This is a genomic window from Lysinibacillus sp. NPDC097214, from assembly GCF_050277945.1.
Taxonomy (GTDB): domain Bacteria; phylum Bacillota; class Bacilli; order Bacillales_A; family Planococcaceae; genus Lysinibacillus; species Lysinibacillus xylanilyticus_B.
Window position 1 is genome coordinate 328,951 of record NZ_JBNNSS010000002.1, and the last position, 17,422, is coordinate 346,372.

The window sequence follows — 17,422 nt, forward strand, 5'->3', positions numbered from 1 at the left end:
TCTATTTATCATATAAAAAGCACGCTACCCGTTGATGGTTATTTTCTTCCCGAAGAACAGGCCGTTCCTGATGACATCTGTCCATCACATAGGGACAACGTGTATGAAACACACAGCCTACGGGTGGATTCATAGGGCTTGGCAATTCCCCCTGTAACGGTATTTCTTGTTTCGGTTCATCGAAATTGATCACTGGAATTGCGGATAGCAACGCCTGCGTATATGGGTGCAGAGGATTAGCATATAATTCTTTCTTCGCGCCAATTTCCACTACCCTCCCCAAATACAACACAGCCACTCGATCGCTAATATGTTTCACAACACTTAAATCATGTGAAATAAATAAATAGGTCAAATGAAATTCATCCTGTAAATCCATCATTAAATTCAAGACCTGAGACTGCACTGAAACATCTAATGCAGATACAGGCTCGTCCGCAATAATGAACTCTGGATGAATAGCAAGAGCCCGCGCAATACCGATTCGTTGTCTTTGACCGCCAGAAAATTCATGCGGGAACTTTTGCATAGCATCTCCTGGTAGACCTACCTTCTGTAATAGCTCCTTTACACGCTCTTTGCGCTGCTCTTTCGTTAATGTTAATTGCAGCTTCATCGGCTCTTCAATAATGGCACCTATTCGCATACGAGGATTGAGTGATGCAAAAGGATCCTGAAAAATCATTTGCATTTGATTGCGATAGGTTTGTAGTTTACTTCCCTTTAATTGCTGAATGGGCTGTCCTTTATATAAAATTTCCCCTTCCGTCGGTTCAACGAGTTTTAAAATAGTTCGGCCAAACGTCGATTTTCCGGAGCCGGATTCGCCTACGATACCAAGCGTCTCGCCACGGAAAATTTCAAGCGAAATATCATCGACAGCTTTAATGACCTTTTTCTCTTCCTTCATCGATTTACGTTTCACAGGAAAGTAGGCTTTTAAATGATTAATTTCAAGCAAAACTTCTTTTTTCGTCATGATCAAGCGCCCCTTTCTCCGTAAATAGATGACAGCGTACTTTATGCTCGTCTTGAATATGGATTACTTCCGGCTGCACTTCATTGCACTGTTCCATCGCAAATGGACAGCGTGATGCAAAACGGCATCCTTCTGGTAACGCATAAGCCGGTGGAACAGTGCCTGGAATTGACGGCAATCGTTTCACATCTGTCTCCATATTAGGCATTGTTTTTAAAAGAGCTGTTGTATACGGATGCTTAGGATTCAAAAAAAGCTCTCGCACTGGAGCTTCCTCTACAATTTGTCCTGCATACATAACCATAACGCGATCTGCTGTTTCTGCTACAACGCTCATATCATGCGTAATAAATAATATAGCCGAATGATGTTCTTCCTTCATCTTCATCATAAGCTTCAAAATTTGTGCCTGTACTGTTACATCAAGTGCCGTTGTTGGCTCATCAGCAATTAACAGTTGAGGGTTATTGGACATTGCAATCGCAATCATGACACGCTGGCGCATACCACCTGATAATTGGTGCGGATATTCAGTAATCACCTTTTCTGCATTGGCAATACCCACTTCTTTTAAAAGCTGTAGAGATTTCTCCCGCGCCTCTTTTTTTGATGTCCTTTGATGTCTACGAATTCCTTCTATCATTTGATTACCGATTGTAAACACAGGATCTAATGATGTCATCGGCTCTTGAAAAATCATACCAATTTCATTGCCTCTTATATTGCTCATCTCTTTATTTTTATAGTCTAAGAGATTTTTACCGTTCAGTTTAATGCTACCAGCTGTAATTTCTCCTGGTGGTATGGGCAGTAATCGCATAATTGATAACGATGTAATACTTTTTCCGCTTCCAGATTCACCTACAAGCGCAACCGTTTCTCCCTTACGAATCGTAAAGCTTACATCATCGACCACTTTCGCCTGTTGACTATTTTTTAAATGGAATATTATTTTTAAATGATTTACCTCTAGAAGCACCTGATTTTCTTTTGGCTGATCCATACGCATCCCTCCATCTCACATTTCATTACATTTGATTAGGTGGTGCATAGCGTATTGCGATATTTTTCATTTGTGTATAATTTCTCAACGCAACAAAACCTTTTTCTCGTCCAATGCCGCTCTTTTTATAGCCACCAAACGGCATTTGAATTCCACCTGCTGCTCCATAGTTATTAACAAACACTTGCCCAGCTTTTACACGGCTTGCAACATAATGTGCAGTATCCAAATCCTTCGACCAAACGCCTGCAACTAAACCGTAATCTGTACTATTAGCTAAGGTAATCGCTTCATCAACCGTCCTAAACGTAAATACAGTCAACACCGGTGCGAAAATTTCCTCCTGTGCGAGTGGATCGTTCGCATCCACTCCCGCAAGTATTGTTGGCTCAACATAATAGCCTTGTTCATAGCCTTTAATCGTCAGTGTTTCACCACCAGTAACTACATAGCCATCTTCCTTTGCCTTTTGTAGTAGTGTTGAAATCTTCGTATATTGTCGTTCATTTAGAAGCGGGCCCATATCAACATCTGCTTCACCCGGACCAACTTTTAACGCTTGAAATTTTCGCACTAATTGTGCAATGAATTTTTCTTTGGCACGCTCTTCAATTAGGAGCCTGGCTCCTGCAGAGCATGTTTGTCCGGCATTCTGAATAATGGCGCGTACAACTCCTTCAAGCGCTTGCTCCATGTTGGCATCCGCGAAAACAATATTTGGAGATTTCCCACCGAGCTCTAACGTCACTGGTACAACATTTTCAGCGGCTGACTTCATGACCGCAATACCTGTTGGGACAGAGCCTGTAAACGTAATATGATTGATATCAGGATGGGATGTTAAATACGGTCCAACATCACGCCCTAAACCTGTAATATGCTGAAAAATACCTCTTGGCACTTTATCCGCAAACCATTCCGTGATGGCATGTGTAGTTAATGGCGTATCTTCCGCACTTTTAACAATTACAGCATTGCCAGTAGCAATGGCAGCTGCTACACTTCTCGCTGTAATTTGAATAGGGTAATTCCAAGGCACGATATGTACGGTAATTCCGACAGGCTCTAACACTACCGCGTTTAAAATACCGTCTTCAATGGGAATCGTATCCCCCATTACTTTATCAGCAGCTCCTCCGTAAAACTCAAAATAGCGTGCTGCCGCTTCAATATCCGCTCTTGCTTGAGTTAACGGTTTTCCAACATCACGACATTCTAATAAACTCCATTCCTCTGCATGCAGACGTATATAGCGTGCAAGTTCAATAAGTAGCTGCCCACGTTCATAGGCCTTTATTCTCCGCCACTCTTCACTTTCAAACGCTACACGTGCGGCGCGTACAGCCTCGTCAACGTGGGTTTTACTCGCATTCATAATTTGGGCAATGACTCCACCAGTAGAGGGGTTCATGACATCCAATAATGCTTCCATACCACCATGTATCCACTCACCATTTATCAACATCGGAATTTTCTTCACGCTTATCCCTCCTATAGTCCACGACCACCGTCTACATGTAATGTCGTTCCTGTAACCATGCTCGCTGCATCAGAGAGTAAATAACTTACTGCTCCAGCAATGTCTGATGGATTCACTAATCGCCCAAGGGGGACCGATTGAACAAAGACACTCTGCTTAGTTTGCTCGACGTCTGCTCCTTGTGCCGTAAATTGAGCAAGCATCTGAGTATCGGCTGGCCCTGGGTGAATCGTATTCACACGTATTTGGAACGGCGCTAGCTCAATAGCCAAACCACGTGTAAAGCTCTCCGCCGCCCCTTTAGATGCAATATAAGCTTGTAAACCTGGGCGTGGTCGTACAGCAGAAATAGAAGCGATTGTGACAATTGAACCCTCTTGCCGCTCCTTCATATAAGGAACGACTGCCTTTGTTGTAATAAATAAGCTTTTAACATTGACATCCATTAACCGGTTCCATTCGTCCATTGTAACTTGCTCAATCGGTTTTGCTGCCTGCGCTATACCAAGTGCATTGACAAGTCCATCAATCCGTCCATACTCGTCAAAAATCTGCTTGAATACTTCGTTCACACTTTCCTCCTGTAAGACATTGACTTCAAAGCAGCGCAAGGCGTCCTGCGCTAAATCGCTTAGAGAAGTTACTGATAAATCAAGCCCTACTGCAATATTGCCTTTTGCAAGCTGTTCCTGAATAATAGCTTTTCCCATACCACCACCAGCACCTGTAACGATGATGACCTGTTGTTCTACTGCCATGCTATACACCCCTTGCCGCTAAATTCATTTTGATAATCTCCTGACAAATCGCATCACCCATTTGTGCTGTTGTCGCCAGTCCACCAATATCTGCGGTTTTCACAACACCTTCTCGAAGCACCTTCTCAATCGAACTCACAATTATCTGTTCTATATCTGGTCTCCCAATATGTCCAAGTAACAAAGCAAGTGACCAAATTTGTGCGACTGGGTTTGCTATGCCCTTTCCTGCAATATCTGGTGCTGACCCATGCACTGGCTCAAACATAGAGGGGAATTCCTTTTCCGGATTTATATTAGCTGACGGTGACAACCCAAGACCACCAACAATGGCTGATCCTAAATCTGATAAAATGTCTCCGAATAAATTGGAGGCTACAACAACCTGAAAATCTTGCGGGCGTTCCACGAAATAAGCTACTAAAGCGTCGATATAGATAGATTCTAGCTCTAGTGCTGGTGAACTTTGTGCAACAATTCTTCTAGCATGCTCATCCCAAAATTTCATTGAGTGAGTAATAGCATTTGATTTTGTCGCGCTCGTAATTTTTGTTTTGCCATTTTTATAGGCATAATCACAGGCGGCTTGGACAATTTTTTCAATACCGATACGTGTCATAATCGTATTTTGAATCGTCATTTCCTGTGGCTGACTATGATAAATTCGCCCACCGCTATCGGAATATTCTCCCTCTGCATTTTCACGGAAGATCACAAAATCAATATCCCTTCCGTTAGCAAGCGGTGAGGCTATGCCGGGTAGTGATTTAATCGGACGGAAATTAACATATTGCTGAAAGCTTTTTCGTATTGGCATAATTAATTCCCATACGGTAACGTCATCAGGAACACGAGCATCCCCAATAGCCCCGAATAATATCGCATCAAATTCTTTTAATATATCTAATGCATTACTTGGCATCATTCGACCGTGCTTGAGGTAATAATCTGAGCTCCAAGGAAAAATGGTTGTTTCTATTTGTAAAGACAAATCTTGTTCCTGCAAAGAATTCAATACCTTTAATGCTTCCTCCATAACTTCCTTTCCTATGCCATCCCCTGGAATAACTGCGATTTTTGTATGAATCATTGTGCATCACCTGCTAAAAATTTCAATGCTGCTAAACGGTAAATGGCTGTTGTTTCTGCTAATTCTTCGATATCGACATATTCGTCAATTTGATGGGGCATATCACGATCACCCGCTCCAACGGTAACAATGGGTACCCCATGTACATGAAGGAACGTTCCATCCGTAGCCCCTGGAACACCGTTATATTTCGGCTCTTTTTCCGTTACCTCAGCGACTGCCTCATAAATGGCTTGTACAACAGGATCATCCTTCGCTGTTGCTGTTGCAGGGCGGTTATCAAGCACTGTTAGCTCAACTTTAAAATCCGGATCATCTGCTTGCAGACGTTTAATAATTGCCTCAATTTTCCCCAGAAGCTCATCATGATCCTGTGCAGGAACTGTACGAATATCAAGTGTCGTCATACAGTGATCAGGAATGACATTAATTTGCGCATCGCCTTTTACAGGTGCTCGTAAAATCGTTGGTGTAATAGATGGCCAATTAAGCATCGGATCACGTCCCAAACGTGCTTGCTCTTCTTTTTCCAATTTTTCAAGCTCTACGATAAAACGTGCCATGCGCCAGTTCGGATTAATGCCACTCCAAGAAATCGCACCGTGCGCCATTTTACCGAAAATATCCACTTTCAAGCGTATTGCCCCACGCTGTGCGATACAAACGTTGTTTTCCTCTGGCTCACATATAATTGCTCCATCCACATCATCTGCCCAGCCATTTTTTATAAAATGTTTAATACCAAGCATTAGCCCTTCTTCATCACAAGGAATACATAAAATAATCTTGCCTGTATACTCCTCCTGATCCAGTAACAACGACTGACAAGCTGTAATCATACAAGCAAGATTTCCTTTTGTATCATTTGTACCTCGGCCATACATTCGACCATCAATAATTTCTGCACCGAAAGGATCGTACGTCCATGCTTCACGATTTCCTTCAGTAACGACATCTGTGTGTCCTTCAAAGAGGAGTGTTTTTCCTGGCTTACCCGAATCAATAATACCAATGACATTCGGTCTGCCTGGTACAACCTCCTCAACATGTGTTTCAATCCCTAAATCACGTAAATATTGAGCGACATAATTCGCGACTTCTTGTTCATTGCCATTTGGATCATCTTCTCGATAAACGCTTTCTATACGTACTAGCTTTTGTGTAAGCTCAATAACTGCTTCGCGGTCACGTATATAAGATTCTGTTGTCTTTAAACTAGTTATTGTCATTAAAACGCCTCCTTAATTTATAGAATATTCCGAATTTAAATAATTCTATCATTATCCTATTAAACAAGTACTAGACAATTTGTTAATAATATATAGAATGCTTTTAACTTTTTGTTTAGTAGTGAAAAGCTAGGAAACACAAAAATTATATATATTATGTTATTTTTCGATAAAAAGAGACTTAAGAAAGACTGTATTTAACAAACGCTGCAAGTTAGCTCAATAAGAGAAGGCGTATCCTGTTATGAACAGGATACGCCTTCTTAATATACTTTGTGTCAAACGTTAAAGAGTCCGTGTAGTGAAAATACTCTAATCTACTAGAGATTAGTTAGTGGATATGGCCATTAAATCATCATTTTCTAGCCAATGTTTACCGCCGAGAAAATCAACTAAATAAAGCGGTTTGTAGTTGTTATTAATAGTAGTATGGATTACTTCGCCCGTTATCTTTAAGGCAGATATCATCACTTGTGATCTGATAGGATATTTAATATCGACGTATTCCTTTAGAACAAGGATGAATTGTTCCATAGAGCAAACACCAGTCTGGAAGATACGGTGATTATCACCGGTCTCAATGTGGTATATAACTCCCCCATCTTTTAATACATCGATTACGATTGTATGTTGGAATTGACCAACTGAACGAGTGGCAGAAAATCTGCACCCGGTAACAGCCCGGTGGAATGGTTCTTCTTTATCCGGATGATATAAGCTTCTCTCTACTTGCTCCCAACCACTTTCTGTAAGTGCATTCTCAATATAACTAAAGATGGGGACGTATCGACTCAAGTTTTCTAGTATGAATTGTTTTATTTCTTCAAGTTCTTGAGCGAATGAGTTGTCGAAATTAGTTTCATCGAAATCTCCCTCAGAATACGTTTTAGTCAAATCTTTCATTTGACCTCTAAACTGTTGGGGGGTGATAAGCTCTGTAATGGCCCCTTCATATTTAAGTACTTCAGATGTTTGGGTATTGCCTGATGGATCGAACAAGTATGGTTTGCCTAAATAAGATGTTTCTAAATATACCTTTAATAGTTTCATCTGCAAAACTCTGTTGTGTTGTATTATTGGGCGCCAAATTGCAATGATGTCATATCCAAAGACTTCATTCATCGCTAAGGCAAATATATGGCTACGGTTAAGACAATAATCGAATAGTGTTCTACCTGTAGTGCCTACTCTAATTTCATTTAAAGGCAAGTCTACGAAATCGTATTTCAACTGCACTTATCTTCCCTCCTTAAAAACTATATTCTTTTTTTATTTGTCATTTGTTACTTGCTACTATTTATTATGCACTGTGCTCTTATTGCTTAAACTTCAAAGGTACCGATATAGAATATGCCCCCGCTCTCCTATATTCCTGTTCTCCTGTTCCACTTTAAAATTAACTTGTTAGATTTCAATGTATGAAACAAATATCTTTGTCTAGAACGATATTTACCATTACGTTTTACGGCAGTACATCCACAATGAAGACAACCTAGTGAAAAAAATTGAATGAAATATAAAAAAACCAGCGTCTATTTTGAATAGCTCAAATAGATGCTGGTTGTTTCGTTTTATTGCTGGCGAGATTCTGTCATTTGCTTCCAAACAGACCCTTTTGCTTCCTCACCTTGTTCGATGCGGGCAATCGCCATCTTTACTTGTAGTTTTACTTCAAACTCTTTATCCTCTGCAGCCGTCTTTAATGCACCTAATGACTTTTCAGTACCGACCTCATATAAGTACATAGCTGCACGCCAACGAACAAGTTTATTTTTATCCTGTAATGCTTGCTGCATCGCGTCTTCAAATTCCACTAAGCCAAGGTCACTCATACAATCTCCTGCAGTTCGACGTACCGCTGCACTTTTGTCCTGTAATGCCTTTTCCAAATATGGAACAACTGCCACATCTTCAATCATTCCTAAATAAACGGTTGCAAGTCGACGGATAGACATTTGCTCATCTTGTAACGCTAAATCTAAAAGTGGTAAATCATCTAGCTCTGGATCTGCCATTTGGTCAAGCAGTTGGAAACGTTTTTCCCATTCAGGTTGCTTAAACTGTTCAACAGTGATTTTTAGCTTAGCTGGCTTCTCAATTGTTTTCTCAGAATCATTAATCATTGCGACAATCTCTGCTATACGTTCCTCAGAATATGTCACATTGATTTCTTGTTTTACCGCTTCTGCAATTTCTTCAAGCTCTCCATATCGTACACCATAGTCAATCCACTTACGTTGGAAAATATAATTTTCATCAACTGCGGTCTCAATAATTTTATTGAAAGCTTCCACAAAGCGCTCACCACAGCTTACACGGTGCTCACGTTGATTATCAAATACCTTTACTTGAAGCGGTACTTGTTTATAAAACTGCACATGAACGTACACTTCGCCATAAGATTCATTGGCAACTTGTTCATTGTTTACTTCCTGTACATCTTCACCTAACACTTGACGGATGCTTGCTAAAATACCTTCCCATGCATACTTTGCGTTACGCTCAACAGCGAAGAAATCTGCTACATGATAAACACCCTTCACACCTTCAATTGCTAAAATCGCTGCCGCCTCACCAGTTGCTTCATCTTTATTATCTTTTGTAAAATTATAGCTTTTGCCAAAAGGTAACTCTGTATCAACGACAATCTTCATAGAATTAGGGCTTGGTGTCGGTTCAATTGTAATAATCTTCATGTCTATCGCTCCTTATCCGTTTACGATTTCATCTAAATACGACCATCTTTCAATAAGATGCTCATATTGTGCATTCAGCTCATCTAGCTTCGCCGTTAATTCCTGTAGCTTTGTAAAATCAGCTCCAGCATTAGCAATACCTTCTTCTGTCTCCATAATCGCTGTCTCTGTCTTTTCTATGTCATCAGCAATAGTTTCCCATTCTTTTTGCTCTTTAAAAGATAATTTTTTCTTGTCTGATTTAGGCTTTTCTGTCTTTGGTTTTTCGACTTTCGGAGCCTCTACTTTTACAGCAGCTTCCTGTTCACGCTTTAGTAAATATTCACTGTAAATATCAAGCATCTCTTCAACATGCCCAAGACCATCTAAAATCCACAGCTTCTTCGCGATTCGATCTAAGAAAAAGCGATCGTGGGATATCGTTATAACGACTCCAGGGAAATGCTCAATGAAATCCTCAAGCACACCTAATGTTTCAATGTCTAAATCATTTGTAGGCTCATCTAGTAACAGTACGTTTGGTTGCTCCATTAATAATCGTAATAAATGCAGACGTTTACGCTCACCACCCGATAATTTACCGATAGGTGTACCGTGCGCATTAAGTGGGAATAAGAAACGCTCCAGCATTTGGGCAGCCGAATAGCGTACACCCTCTGCATCTGTTATATCATTTGATGCTTCTCGGATATATTCAATCATGCGCTCATTTTCATTCATCTTTGGTAGAGTTTGTTTGAAATGCGCTAACTTCACTGTCGAACCAACAAGAATTTCACCAGCATCAGGTGTAAACTCACCTGCTAGCATGTTCAATAATGTTGATTTTCCTACACCATTCGCTCCGATAATACCAATACGATCGCCCTGCTGTAGTAAAAATGAAAAGTTTTCAAGGATTTTTTGATGGCCAAATGCCTTTGAAATATTTTCAGCCTCTAAAACCTTCCGACCTAGACGCGTTGTTGCTAGACCCATTTCAAGAGAAACACCCTCAGATTTACGCTCCAAGTTCTCCTCTAAGTGCTCGAAGCGCTGAATACGTGCCTTCTGCTTCGTAGAACGTGCCTTCGCACCACGACGAATCCATTTTAACTCTGAGCGATAGCGGTTGCGATCTTTTTGTGCAGAAGCTGCATTCATTTCCTCACGAATAGCACGAGCTTCTAAATAATCCCCATAATTCCCAGTATGGCGGTATAATGTTTGATCAGCCAGCTCATAAATATGCGTAGACAGCTCATCTAAGAAATAACGATCATGGGTAATAAATATAACTGCCCCCTTTAATCGTAACACCATTTCCTGCAGCCACTCTGTTGCCTGCACATCTAAATGGTTGGTAGGCTCGTCCAATAAATAAAGATCTGCCGGCTCTATTAAAACTTTTGCTAAAGCAACGCGCTTTTGCTGACCGCCTGACAGTGTTAATACTTCTTTATCAAACATTTCAATTCCAAGCTTCGTAAGCGCTGTCTTAGCAAGTGCATTGACATCCCATGCCTGCTCCTCATCCATACGATGTTGCAAGCTAAATAACGTTTTTTGTAAACTTTCTGAAGTCGGATTTAATGCAAGTGCAGCAACCGTTTCCTCATATTCACGATTCAGTTTTAAAATAGGTGAATCCCCTGCAAACACTGCCTGTAACACAGTTTCGCCACTATTAAAAGTAGGCTCCTGTGGTAAATAAGCAACACGATATTTATTTGGGCGGTCAACTTCCATTGAATCCGCTTCGATTTCATTTGCTAAAATAGAAAGCAATGTGGATTTACCAGTACCATTAATACCAATTAACCCAGCTCGCTCCCCCTCATAAATCGTAAATCCAATATTTTGAAAGAGCGTCTTATCGCCCACTGTTTTCGTTAAATTTTGTACAATTAAATGACTCATTACACTTGTCCATCTCTTTCATTTAGGTGTTGTTTAGTGTCCATACTACTTTTAATATGTAGTTTATTATTGATATCCATTTTTATCATAACACCAAATGACAGGTAAACAAAGGACAACAAACTCTTCTTACCCATCTAAAAAAATACCTCCTCCATTACCTGCAAAATGAAGAAGGGTTAAAAATCTCAAAAAAATATAAAAAATATCCGGATAGAAATTTCTATCCGGATACAGAAGCTAATTATTTCACCAATAATTAAGAAGCTTCCACCATAATCCTCCTACTATAACAAAAATCAGGATTGTTACAACGGAAACGACAAAACCAACTGTCCACCATTTTTTTTGATCAATATAGCCTGCACCGAAGAAGACCGGTGCTGGACCAGAACCATAATGAGTAGTGGCGCCAAATAAATTACTAAATGCCGCTAATAATATAGCCGCCAACATGGCTGGTGCTCCCGCTTGCAGCATAACAGATAAAAACGCTGCATACATCGCACTAATATGAGCAGTCGAACTCGCAAAGAAATAATGAGAATAGAAGTAGACTAATGCTAATATTAACACAGCCCATATCCAACTATACCCAGATACAAGTCCACCGACTTCATTACTAAACCAAGGAATCAGCCCTAGTTTGTTCATAAAAGAGGCCATCATAAATAATGTTGCAAACCAGATTAGTGTATCCCATGCCCCTTCTTCCTTTTTGATATCTGACCATGATAATACATCTAACAATAAAAGTAATGAAAGACCAATAAGAGCTGCTGTAGTGGCACTAATCCCTAAGTAGTCTCCACCAATCCATAACGACAACACAGCAACAAATACTACGATCATTCGTTTTTCAGAACTTTTAAGTGGACCAAATTCATCCAGCTTCTTTTTCGCGATAGCTGCTGCCTCTGGTGTTTCCTTGATTTCAGGCGGATAAATTTTATAAATAACATAAGGAACAACGATTAAAGCTGTTAACCCAGGGACAATCATGGCCAATGCCCAACCAAACCAAGTAATCGTTACCCCAGCTGAATCACTTGCTAGCTTTACAATTAAAGGGTTCGCTGCCATGGCTGTCATAAACATAGCAGACGTTATTAAATTCCCTTGAAAGCCTACCTTCAAAAGAAAGGCACCCATCTTACGCTCCGTCCCGTCTTCCGGTTTAGATCCAAAAGTATGAGATAATGACTGGATGATTGGAAATATAACACCACCAGCACGAGCTGTATTACTAGGAATAGCTGGCGCTAATATTAGGTCACTCGCTAATAAAGAATAAGACAGACTCAACGTTTTTTTCCCAAAAAGACGAACAAATACATAGGCAATTCGTTCACCTAGTCCCGTTTTAATAAATCCTCGAGAAATAAAGAAGGCAATTACAATTAGCCAAATCGTTGAATTGCCAAAACCGCTTAGAGTCTCTTCAATAGTTAATGTATTAGTTATGGCAATCATAGCCATAGCAATGAAGGATATCGCTCCCATTGGCAACGGTTTCGTTATAAATCCTATAATTGTCGCAACAAAAATAGCAAATAGATGCCATGCTTTTTCATCTACTCCTGAAGGTACTGGACAGAACCAGATTGCTACTCCAACAGCAAGGGAAATGAGGAAAGGAATCCATTTGACTGCGCTTTTTGCTTCTTTCATGATGTTGATGCTCCTTTGACGGTTACCCCAATGTTTTTTAACAGGCGATTTCTCCCACGATCTAATACCCGAATAAACTGTAGACAAAATCAAGATCCCCATTGTCGAAAAAGCATAAGTAATTATATATACTTTTAGTAATGGATGAAAAGAATTTCGGCTTATTTTTCAAAAAAAATTCATCTTTCGTTGTAAATATCTATCTTTCATGTCAATTTCTTTGTTTGTCATTGAGGTTAGCATACGCAAGATTACTAAAAAGATACGAATAGCGTGTAATTTACCTTTTAGGCTTGAACCAATCCCACACATTCCAGAAAGTTAAAAAATACTTTATGTCATGCAAATACAATGTAATAATCTTACAAAGTTTAATTATGCCCCGTTCAAGTGCTCGAGCGGCAGCAAAAAAATTGAAACGGAAAAATATGCTTAACCTGACTCATTCTTCTCCAACGTAAATTAATCGACATTTCACCTCTTATAAAAATCCGTTGTCTATTGGAGTAGACAACGGATTTTTTAAGAGACATCTATTTAATTAATTAGCCCACATTATTTTTTGAAGCGTGAGTAATTACTCACCTATTTCATTTTGTAATTGCTCTAAAAACTGTACCATAAATTGATGGCGTTCTTCAGCCATTTGTTTGCCCTTCTCTGTAATCATTAAATCCTTTAGCAATAATAGCTTCTCATAAAAATGGGTAACTGAGGATGTATTTTTATTACGATACTCGTCCTCTGTCATATCCATACGTGCATTCTCTTCTTTATCATAAAGCTTTCGACCCTTAGCCCCACCAAAAGCAAACGTACGTGCAATACCGATTGCTCCAATCGCATCTAAACGATCTGCATCTCGTGCTATTTTTGCTTCGATAGAAGTTGCTTCTATTTCATTGCCACCATTAAACGATACTTGTTCAATGCAATCCCGAATATGTTGCTTTTTTTCTTCACTTAAAGGTAGCTCGGCAATCAGCTTATTTTCTTGCTCTTTGCTATCGGTATATTTTTTATCACTTACATCATGCAAGAGCACAGCAATTTTCACAACTTCTGCATCCGCTTCTGACTCTGTCTGTAATATCGCTAACGCATTTTGATAAACACGTTCAATATGTTGAAAATCATGACTAGCATCAAATTGTTCGTAAATTCCCCGTACTTTGTCCATTAAATTGTTCATAATCTTAGTTCAGTCCCTTCATACATTATTATACTGTATTGCTTAGAATAGTTGGCAATTAAGTATCCTCTAGGCTTAACAAAAAAAATTTGTAAATCTATTTCAATTGACAAACTTTTCAGAATATTATATGATAAATGTACAGAACATCTAATTTTGTTCTGTAGCTCACAATTTCAGTGGTGTACAAGAACTATGTTTTGACAGATTTAACAACTTCAGCGGGCTTACAATTAAATATTGTGTTGAAAGATGACGTGCGTATAATGAAAGTCAATCATCTTAGAAAACAAATAAAAGTGAACATTTTTCCCTTAGAAATTCTTTGTTTCAACCCGCATAGTGAATGTACATGACGAGATAAGTGAACAAACAGTTAGCTTGTTGTCACGACCTAGAAGGCTTTGACCATATGTCGCAAGCGTGTGATATTTGTATCATTAATTGACGTTACCTTCTTGTATTCATACCCTAGAGTATGTGTGAACGTAACTCCTCCCATTAATAGCAAATAGCATACTGAATTCTTGCCAACATTTTGCGAAAAGTCAAATCATCAGAGTCGTGCTAACAAAACTAGAGAATCCTTTTTAGGCAACAATTTTTCCGTATTTCATTAAAGCCGTAAGCGAAGTAGTAATAAGTTATGAAGGAAGTAGGAACGATAGTGATGTTAAGTAATACCAACCCGCTGAAGAAAAAGTAAAAGCTGCCCATCTTATTTATTGTAGATGATGGCAGCTTTTATTGTTTATTTTCAATTTTTTATTAACCCATTTATAGAACAGCTTTAACAACCTCATAAATCTCCTGTAACAGAGCCTCATTTTTCATCGTAGTACTTAATTTTAGATTACTTTGATCGACTAAAATAACAGCAACCTGCATTCCTTCTTTAATGCTAGCGCTCGGTACTGGAATCATTTTTTCCGTATCAAAAGTCATGATGAGGTCTGGAAATTGAGATTGGATATTACCTTCTTTAGCTAAAGTCATATACTCGTTCCAGAAAGTTAAGTGAAAATCACCAACCTTTAATTTTCCAATGTCAAAGCCATTTTCCTTTATTAGCGAATAGTCCGTCACGATTCCAGAAACGATGTGCATACCATTCAACTGACGAATAACATTTTCTAATTTTCTCTCGATTGTTTGTCCATTTAGAAAGCTATAGCCGAGCCCAATCGCAGCGGAAATAGCATGAGGTGCTCCATTTTCTTTTAAATAGCCAATGGTTACAGGGTTTCGAGTAACCCCTACCATCCCACCAGCTAAAATAGAAGCATTGCGAACGGCTTTTGCAGTATTTTGCAAATCACCCTCTATAAAGCCTTGAATTGCAAAATCATTTTTTCCACCTGCATAAAATTGCACGGATATATAGTCTTTCTGTTCATGTAGATTCAATGAACCCATGATACCAGTTGGATGGGCTCGCCCATTACAAGGTGCATCCACAACTGGTACATTCAATGAAACGGATTGCAACCAGCCATTTATCGTTGTAATGGCACCATTCTCGTTTGTAATAATACCTTTTAAACGGTCATCCATATACGTATTCATACTTCGATAGCTCCAACAAAGCTGTTCGCGTGAAATATATTGATCGGCAGCTGAGGGAGCTCCGACCATTGCCACACAAGCGACAAAATCTTCATCCTCTAAGTCTGTTATATCGATTAACTGAGGTGTACCTGTAGCGAAAATTTCCTCAACAAGTTTTAACCCTTCCTCTAGGAGACCACCACCACCGCCTCCTAGAATTGCACCCCCATAGACAGCAGCAATACCATCCTCGTAAGATAGAGTTTTTACCATTATCAATTACTCCTTTCTATTTTCCTATTTTTAAAATAGAAGAGAAGAAACTATATAAAGCATCTCCTGCAATCACACCTGCTGCAAATATAGTCATTTCAGATTCTCTCTTGCCTTTCGTCACATATGTGAAAATAGTTCGAAGTAAAATACCGACTAAAACAGCCCATCCAGCAATAGGATTGATCAGTAATAAACCTGTTGCAAATAGGATACCCATTTGTCTTTTTGCACCGCCAATTAGTTGTATCAATGCACCCGGAATAGCCCAAATCAATAATTGTTTAGCCACCTCACCTGTTACACCAGATTGAATTGTAGCAGCATATACATGATTTACAGGTGCCACTAAACCTTGTGCAAAATAAGATTGATAAGAAAGTAAAACAACAATGGCAGAAATAGAAAAGGCTAAAATACCAGCGATCATTTGCTGTTTACGACCTTCTTTTTCAAATGCGGGATCACTACCATTTCCACGTAATATAAAACCTGTTTTCAAATCATAGCCCATATCCGCAAAGGCAACACCTGTTGCTGCGCTATATCCGGCTAATAAAGCAAGTGCAGGCGGTGGGAAACCAATTAAAACGCCGACAATAAGCGTTATAAACGCTACTGCAAATGCTGGGAACCAACCTGCATGCATGGCTGCAATACCAACAATTAATTCATGTACAAATGCAGCAATCGCTGCGAAAATGATGAAGCCTATCAACATACCAACAGACATATGTGACATCAATCCACCCAAAAGTGCGATTAATACCGCGATCAATAAATAAGCAATAAACCCTGCACCAAAGCCTTGTCTAATTTCCCTAGAACCTTTTGAATACACAAAATTTTCTGACTTTTCAGCAGATTCCTTATTTAATAAAGTAAAGCCTACTTGGAATAGCGCCACAATTCCAGCGCCAATCATCATGCCATGTGGAATATAATATTCATTTAAATCCACATTAAATAGTTGAACAGAATAGCCTCTAAGTAAAAGACCAATTCCAAACATTGTAAGCGCCCAAATATTCCCGATAAACGCTACCCCAAAGGCTGACATTGGAATTTTAAGTACAGCTCCTACAATACCAACTAAAACACCACCGAGTAGAACCTTTGCATTATTACCACCTTTATCTCCAGCTTTAATCGCTTCAGCCGTTGCAATCCCTGGTGGCCAAGTGCCTGTTGCTGGGAAAATCTTTGTATCAAAAAATTTATATAATAATAAAGCATCCACAAACATCGCTAAAATAACACCGATGAACAATGGTAATACTAAGTTTTCATAGCCTAAAACATATGGAATACCAATTGGCAACATTAAACTACTTGCTGCACTAAAAGTAGCTGATGATATCGCTGTTTGAATAATGTTTTGTCTATGCACTGATTTAAAAGCTATCAATTTTCCAATAGGAATTCTGCCCAAAATCATTGCAAATATTGCACCAACAATCGATGTATTCGCAGAAATCCCTAAAGTAGTAATCAGTTGTATCCCAATAATTGCACCAACTACAGATGTTAAGACTATCATTAGTAGAGTTACGGGCTCTAAGGCCCGCGGATGTAATACTTTATTATTCATAGTGTCAGCTCCC

General features: G+C 39.3%; 13 protein-coding genes and 1 pseudogene. All 14 read right to left on the minus strand.

What is annotated here, in order from left to right:
• Position 1 precedes the first annotated feature (1 nt).
• The 14 genes and pseudogenes from ACQKMI_RS05425 to ACQKMI_RS05490 all read right to left on the minus strand — a co-directional run bounded on the left by ACQKMI_RS05425 (position 2) and on the right by ACQKMI_RS05490 (position 17,409).
• The gene (locus tag ACQKMI_RS05425) at positions 2-979 is read right to left on the minus strand and encodes an ABC transporter ATP-binding protein (RefSeq protein WP_427487651.1); all 978 of its coding nucleotides are present in this window, start codon (positions 977-979) and stop codon (positions 2-4) included.
• Positions 954-1,982 carry an ABC transporter ATP-binding protein gene (locus ACQKMI_RS05430; RefSeq protein WP_427487652.1) on the minus strand — a complete coding sequence of 343 codons (1,029 nt, stop codon included), beginning with the start codon at positions 1,980-1,982 and terminating at the stop codon, positions 954-956. Before ACQKMI_RS05430 ends, ACQKMI_RS05425 begins: the two co-directional genes overlap by 26 nt.
• Before the next feature lie 25 nt (positions 1,983-2,007).
• Complete coding sequence (locus tag ACQKMI_RS05435; RefSeq protein ID WP_427487653.1) at positions 2,008-3,462, minus strand: aldehyde dehydrogenase family protein; 1,455 nt, start codon at positions 3,460-3,462, stop codon at positions 2,008-2,010.
• 11 nt (positions 3,463-3,473) lie between these two features.
• Entirely contained in the window at positions 3,474-4,220 is a 747-nt protein-coding gene (locus tag ACQKMI_RS05440) for an SDR family NAD(P)-dependent oxidoreductase (protein ID WP_427487654.1), read from the minus strand.
• A 1-nt stretch (position 4,221) separates the two neighbouring features.
• A complete protein-coding gene (locus ACQKMI_RS05445) occupies positions 4,222-5,310 on the minus strand; it encodes a tartrate dehydrogenase (protein ID WP_427487655.1) in 1,089 nt (362 codons plus the stop codon).
• Positions 5,307-6,539 (minus strand): M20 family metallopeptidase, encoded by a 1,233-nt coding sequence (locus ACQKMI_RS05450; RefSeq protein ID WP_427487656.1) that lies wholly within the window; start codon positions 6,537-6,539, stop codon positions 5,307-5,309. The genes ACQKMI_RS05445 and ACQKMI_RS05450 overlap by 4 nt, the downstream gene beginning before the upstream one ends.
• Positions 6,540-6,866: 327 nt before the next feature.
• A complete protein-coding gene (locus ACQKMI_RS05455) occupies positions 6,867-7,775 on the minus strand; it encodes a hypothetical protein (RefSeq protein WP_427487657.1) in 909 nt (302 codons plus the stop codon).
• 188 nt (positions 7,776-7,963) lie between these two features.
• A pseudogene (locus ACQKMI_RS05460) lies at positions 7,964-8,035 on the minus strand (transposase-like zinc-binding domain-containing protein); the annotation flags it as partial.
• A 75-nt stretch (positions 8,036-8,110) separates the two neighbouring features.
• Entirely contained in the window at positions 8,111-9,235 is a 1,125-nt protein-coding gene (locus ACQKMI_RS05465) for a conserved virulence factor C family protein (RefSeq protein WP_427487658.1), read from the minus strand.
• A gap of 12 nt (positions 9,236-9,247) precedes the next feature.
• Positions 9,248-11,134, minus strand: a complete 1,887-nt coding sequence (locus ACQKMI_RS05470) for an ABC-F family ATP-binding cassette domain-containing protein (RefSeq protein WP_427487659.1) — start codon at positions 11,132-11,134, stop codon at positions 9,248-9,250.
• 249 nt (positions 11,135-11,383) lie between these two features.
• Entirely contained in the window at positions 11,384-12,805 is a 1,422-nt protein-coding gene (locus ACQKMI_RS05475) for an anion permease (RefSeq protein WP_427487660.1), read from the minus strand.
• 577 nt (positions 12,806-13,382) lie between these two features.
• The gene (locus tag ACQKMI_RS05480; RefSeq protein ID WP_427487661.1) at positions 13,383-13,997 is read right to left on the minus strand and encodes an HD domain-containing protein; all 615 of its coding nucleotides are present in this window, start codon (positions 13,995-13,997) and stop codon (positions 13,383-13,385) included.
• Positions 13,998-14,774: 777 nt separating this feature from the next.
• Positions 14,775-15,818: a DUF917 family protein gene (locus ACQKMI_RS05485; RefSeq protein ID WP_427487662.1), complete on the minus strand. Its 1,044-nt coding sequence runs from the start codon at positions 15,816-15,818 to the stop codon at positions 14,775-14,777.
• A gap of 16 nt (positions 15,819-15,834) precedes the next feature.
• The gene (locus ACQKMI_RS05490; protein ID WP_427487663.1) at positions 15,835-17,409 is read right to left on the minus strand and encodes an OPT/YSL family transporter; all 1,575 of its coding nucleotides are present in this window, start codon (positions 17,407-17,409) and stop codon (positions 15,835-15,837) included.
• Positions 17,410-17,422 lie beyond the last annotated feature (13 nt).